The organism is Croceicoccus bisphenolivorans (assembly GCF_001634625.1).
Taxonomy (GTDB): Bacteria; Pseudomonadota; Alphaproteobacteria; order Sphingomonadales; family Sphingomonadaceae; genus Croceicoccus; species Croceicoccus bisphenolivorans.
The window spans coordinates 1-4736 of the sequence record NZ_LRSE01000039.1 but is presented as its reverse complement, the minus strand read 5'-3'; the positions used below and the strand labels follow the sequence as shown (position 1 = coordinate 4736).

Annotated in this window: 5 protein-coding genes; 3 read left to right on the top strand and 2 right to left on the bottom strand. The window is 58.2% G+C overall.

The genetic code is table 11. The features are described 5' to 3' along the window. Nucleotides 1-112: 112 nt before the first annotated feature. Nucleotides 113-412 (top strand): hypothetical protein, encoded by a 300-nt coding sequence (locus tag A7A77_RS17100; protein ID WP_066561227.1) that lies wholly within the window; start codon nt 113-115, stop codon nt 410-412. Between the two features lie 4 nt (nt 413-416). Beyond that, nucleotides 417-965, top strand: coding sequence for a hypothetical protein (locus A7A77_RS17095; protein ID WP_066561226.1), 549 nt, complete (start codon nt 417-419; stop codon nt 963-965). 117 nt (nt 966-1082) lie between these two features. Here A7A77_RS17095 and A7A77_RS17090 read toward each other — a convergent pair whose 3' ends face one another. Then, a complete protein-coding gene (locus A7A77_RS17090; RefSeq protein ID WP_066561224.1) occupies nt 1083-1703 on the bottom strand; it encodes a thermonuclease family protein in 621 nt (206 codons plus the stop codon). After that, nucleotides 1684-2829 carry a tetratricopeptide repeat protein gene (locus tag A7A77_RS17085; protein ID WP_066561222.1) on the bottom strand — a complete coding sequence of 382 codons (1146 nt, stop codon included), beginning with the start codon at nt 2827-2829 and terminating at the stop codon, nt 1684-1686. Before A7A77_RS17085 ends, A7A77_RS17090 begins: the two co-directional genes overlap by 20 nt. A 121-nt stretch (nt 2830-2950) precedes the next feature. On the opposite strand from A7A77_RS17085, the gene A7A77_RS17080 reads away from it, so the two are divergent. Next, the gene (locus tag A7A77_RS17080) at nt 2951-4285 is read left to right on the top strand and encodes a DUF6946 family protein (protein WP_066561212.1); all 1335 of its coding nucleotides are present in this window, start codon (nt 2951-2953) and stop codon (nt 4283-4285) included. The last annotated feature ends 451 nt before the right edge of the window (nt 4286-4736 follow it).

Below are 4736 nucleotides of genomic sequence, written 5' to 3'. Positions count from 1 at the left end.
AAATCTGTGCCATTGGCGCTGACGCCGGACATTCCGTTCGCCGCACACGGCTTGCTGGAGAGGGTACGTCGGCACCTGGGAGGTTATCGACGGACGGCTTTACCTCACGCAGTTGAAGGGCTGGCTGAAGAGCGGAGAAGAAGCGACACTTGAAACGGTGTTCCCGGGATATGGCGAGCGAGTTTTCGCCCATTGGTTCACGGATACGGTTCGGCTTCCCCAGGGAAAGCAGCTCAAATACGTCCATATGGGCTATGGCAGCACCTATGAGCGGGACCTTCTCTTGCGCTTTAGCAAGGGCGAATTGATCGAGCGCTCGGTCCGGGAGAACGGAACGGGAGAACCAGATGCGCCAGAGGGCTATGGCATCGCCGCCCTGACAACCCTTGGCAATCGCTCGGGTGAGAGCTGACACGATGCCCTACTGGCAATGGTATCTTGTGATCGGGCTGGTCCTGGCAGTGCCCATGGTCGCCATTCTGGCGAAGGAAATCTGGGTCAATCTCTCCGAGAAGGCCAAGCGGCCCGCGCCTGCCCAAGCGTTCCGATCCTACGTCCTGGTCGTACTCGTAACCACGATCCTTTGGCCGCTTTTCGTTCCCTTCATTCTCTATGAAAAGTGGACTTCGCGGCGAGATGAGAAGCAACGAAAGAGCGAAGAGCGCATCTTTGCTCCGGGCAAGGAGGATCTCGTCAGCTCTTTCACGGTTGAGGAGATCGAGGCGCACGAAATCGTCAACGATCCCCTGGGCGGAGCCCCGCGATTGCCATTTGGTCATCTCCACGGCGCGTGGGAAAAATTCCTCATGGAATTGCCTGCCGGAGCCCAGCTCTGGTCCTATGCCGTCGTGTGGGAAAATCGCTGGCGTACCCAAGAGCAGCGCGAAGGCTACGTTGCCGTCGTAGACGACGGGATTGGACCCTTCTTCGAGACAGTGAATTATCGATTGGAAGATCAGGCCTGACAGCCATTCTTTGCCGTGCCGACCGATATAGCGAGCCTGCCGTCAAGCGTACGGTAAATAGCCCAGTCGCCCCGCATTTTGGCGATTGTCGCGGCAGCCTGATCCTTCACTGTCGGACTAAAGCAATCGGCCTTGCCCGCCCGATGCGCGGCTCTTGCGCCGTTGACGGCGTTTGAAGGTCCAGGGCGGCTCAGGATTGTCCATCGCCCATAGACCTCGCCGATCACGCCGGGCATCGTCTTGCGCCTCGAAGTATTCTGCCTCGCGATCGAACGCATATTGCTCGGTCACCCAAGCCCACCCGTTCACGATCATCTCGAGCTCGATGTTTCGCATCACAGGGCGGGCTCGCTTGACTGAACCCGAGCCCCGCTTGCCTTCGTGATAATAGTCGACCGTGCCGACGTCCATTTGCTCGGACAGGAATGCCATGCACAGAACCCGCTTGTACGGGTCGATGGGCATGTAGCCAGTCGACTCCTTGCCGACCGGGTCGAGGCGAAGCTCCTTGTTCGCAATGAGACCTGCCAAAAAGTCTCTGGCTTCCGGACCGAATGGTTGCTCCATTTCGGGCGCGTCGATGAACGCAAAGCGGAAGGGGACGCGTTCGACCCAAACCTCACGATAGGGATGCCAGACGTTTGCCAGGAAGCCGTCGCCGTCGAAGACTTTTTGGACAGCCGCCTTCAATACCTCGTCGGAACCTGCAGGGCCTGGATCATCGGGAACGATGATCATGCCTACCTGCCTGGGCTAATGCGGTGTGATCCTTACTGTTCAGCGTTTGCGTGGATTTTGAATGGATGGCGGTTGGAACTTTGCCGGGCCAACGCCGGAGCCAAGCAAAGCGTTCGGGATCCTGGCGAACCAGAAATTCACGAATGCGCTGCTGTTCCTGAATGGAAGAGCGCATCAGCAACCCTCGCAATTCATGGTCGATCGCTTGGCGCGGCGCTCCCAGGCTCTCGGCCTTTGCATACCATTCGTGCCCTGCAGGAAGGTCCCCAAGCTCGATGTGGACAGCGCCCAACAAAGTGCACGGTCTATAGTCGCTTGAGGTCAGTTGATGCGCTTCGCTTGCCAGTGCCTTCGCCTCGTCGAGGCGGCGTAGGTCACGCATTGCTCCGCCGCGCGTCGTTGCCAAGGCTGACCTGATTTTGGGATTCGACCCAACCTTTGCCAATGCCGCATCGGTCAGGCGTAAGGCTCGCTCCGGTTCACCAGCCTTACGCCAATGCCCGCTCGCATTCACGGCATTCCACGTATCACCACTGCTTTCCCATGCTTTGGTCAGGGCTGCGGCTTCCAATGCATGCCAGGCTCTCTGCAGCTCGTCGGTCCAGCAGTAATCCGCCTCGGTCTTGAGCCATGCGAGGTCATCGACTTTGAGGCGTTGGCCATTGGCGACTTGCCTGAGAAGCGCCATTGCACGCGGATAATCTTCGCTTTCGATATAGCCCACGCCGAAGCGCTGTCGCAGCTCCTTGGCCTCTCGCTTTCGACGGAGTGCCGGGTCGTTCGCCATGGCGGCAAAGGTCGCCTTAACTGCTGCCGCCCTGGCCTCAGTGCGTTCCGCCAATTCTGCCGCATCCTTCAGGGCCTTGACCGCAGCCTCCTCGATGCGCGCTGCCTGCTCCTGCTTGGCCGCGGCCCGAAACTCTCCCAGGGTTGTCTTACCGTCGGCCAAGGTGACGAGTGCATGCAGGCCGGTCGTGGCGAGAAACTGCCGCTGTAGCGCGGTCATCTGCTCGCCTGCATCAATCTTCAAGAGAATCCCGTTCAACCGGGCGCCCAGTTGAGTGGCGCCGGGGAGGTCCTCAAGAAAATAGCGTTCCGCCAGGTCGGCGTGCTGAGATCGTGTCATGGCCCTATTTTACGTTCGTGGTCCTGCGCGCCCAGGATATCTTCAATTCCGATATCGTGCGACTTTCTATGTCGCACGCTGGCCTTTTGGATCTCTTAACATCTCAAGGCGAGCTCGTCGTATGACCGTGGGCCTATTGTCTGCTGTTGACATGATGCTGGAAGAAAAGAAGCTCGGTGCCATGCAAAGTGAATCGACCATCCGCCGCCTGCACGTCCCGGTATTGCGACCCGAAGACGTGATCCATCACCTCGGATCTCCAACGCATTGGCAGCCAGGTCGTTCTGCCAAATCGGTGGCTGATCTCTGGTATTCTGCGAACGGGCTTCCGCCTTCAGTAAAATCGGCTCTCGATCATGACCCCGCGTTCAAGGGAGCTACATTGGTCGATGCGTTTTTTGAGCGCCCGGTCGACCTTGGTGATGGTCAGCGACCGAGTCAGACCGACCTCATGGCGATCCTTCGTCTTGATGGGCACCTTGGCGTTCTGGCCGTCGAGGCGAAAGTGGACGAGACTTTCGGCCCAACAGTCCAGGAGTGGCTTTCAGAGGCAAAAGGGGATGCGACCACACGCCCGGCACGCCTGGAGCGGCTATGCCGAATTCTCGATCTCGATCCGGCGACGGTCGGGGAAATTCGATACCAACTCATTCACCGCACGGCCTCCGCAGTCATCGAAGCCCAACGCTATTGCGCGCGTGATGCAGCGATGATCGTTCAGAGCTTTTGCCCCAAACGCTCTTGGTTTGACGACTACCGGGCTTTTGCCGAGGCCATGGGTTTTCCAGATGCGCCAGTCGGCGCAATCAGCCCGGCAAAGGTCTGCGACGGCGTTGCACTGCGGATCGGATGGGTAGCGGAGCCAAACGGAGGGGCGGTCAAGCGGCTCGGGACGGCACGCACCGTTCCTTCTCTCACGGAATTGGGCCGGGTACAGCTGTCGAAATCCTTCTTCATGCGCGACATGCTCTATTCGGAGGTTGCCATGATCCACGGGCTTAACAACGCACCCGATGACCCCGAGCTCGCCATCAAGGCCGGCAAGCGGCTGTGCGAGGAACTGCTCGAACCGCTACAGGATCACTGGGGGCGTATCGCCATCCGCTCGGCCTACCGATCGTGCGAGGTGAACGGCTTCTGCAACGAGATGCAGCGTAAGAAGAAGTCCGGCTACACCTGTGCGTCCAACGAGAGCAACTACGCCGGGCACATCTGGGATCGTCTTGACGCCGATGGCCACATGGGAGCGATGGCTTGCGTCGTCGTTCCGAGCTTCTGGGCGAAAAATCAGGAACCCGGCGATTGGCGAATCCTTGCGCGCTGGGTGCACGAGAACCTGCCATACTCGACACTCTACTTTTTCCCGACCTACTGGGCGTTCAACATTGGCTGGCATGAGCAGCCCGAGCGCACGATCAAGAGCTATGCGGAGCCGGCAGGCTTATTCACGCCTTAAGATGGAAAAACGAACCGATGACGTGCAGGCCTGCGATCACATCAGCAGACCGCATAAACCTCGCGCTGATGAGGATCGTGCGAGATTTTGTGAGGCAAGTTGGAACGTTGCAGGAACGAGTTTTTGCGGGCCTTTCGGTCCCTGAAGCACCCAAGTTTCTGCTTTTGTTCACGGCGAAGAAATGGCGGAAATCCGCCATTTTTGTAAGTTTCGAGTCCCTGAATTGGACTCGAACCTCTAGACCACATTGAAATGCGGGCTTTTCTGCGGGCCTTCGCAAAAACCACATCGTCTATGTTGCTGTTATAACACACAAAATATAATAAGATGCGAGTCCTCTTCTGGGACTCGAACCCACCACCACTGAAAACAAACAGGAAAATGACGACCAGATCGAGGAATCTCGCGCAACAGCGATGGCGAGTCCTCTTCTGGGCACCAACTCATTGAA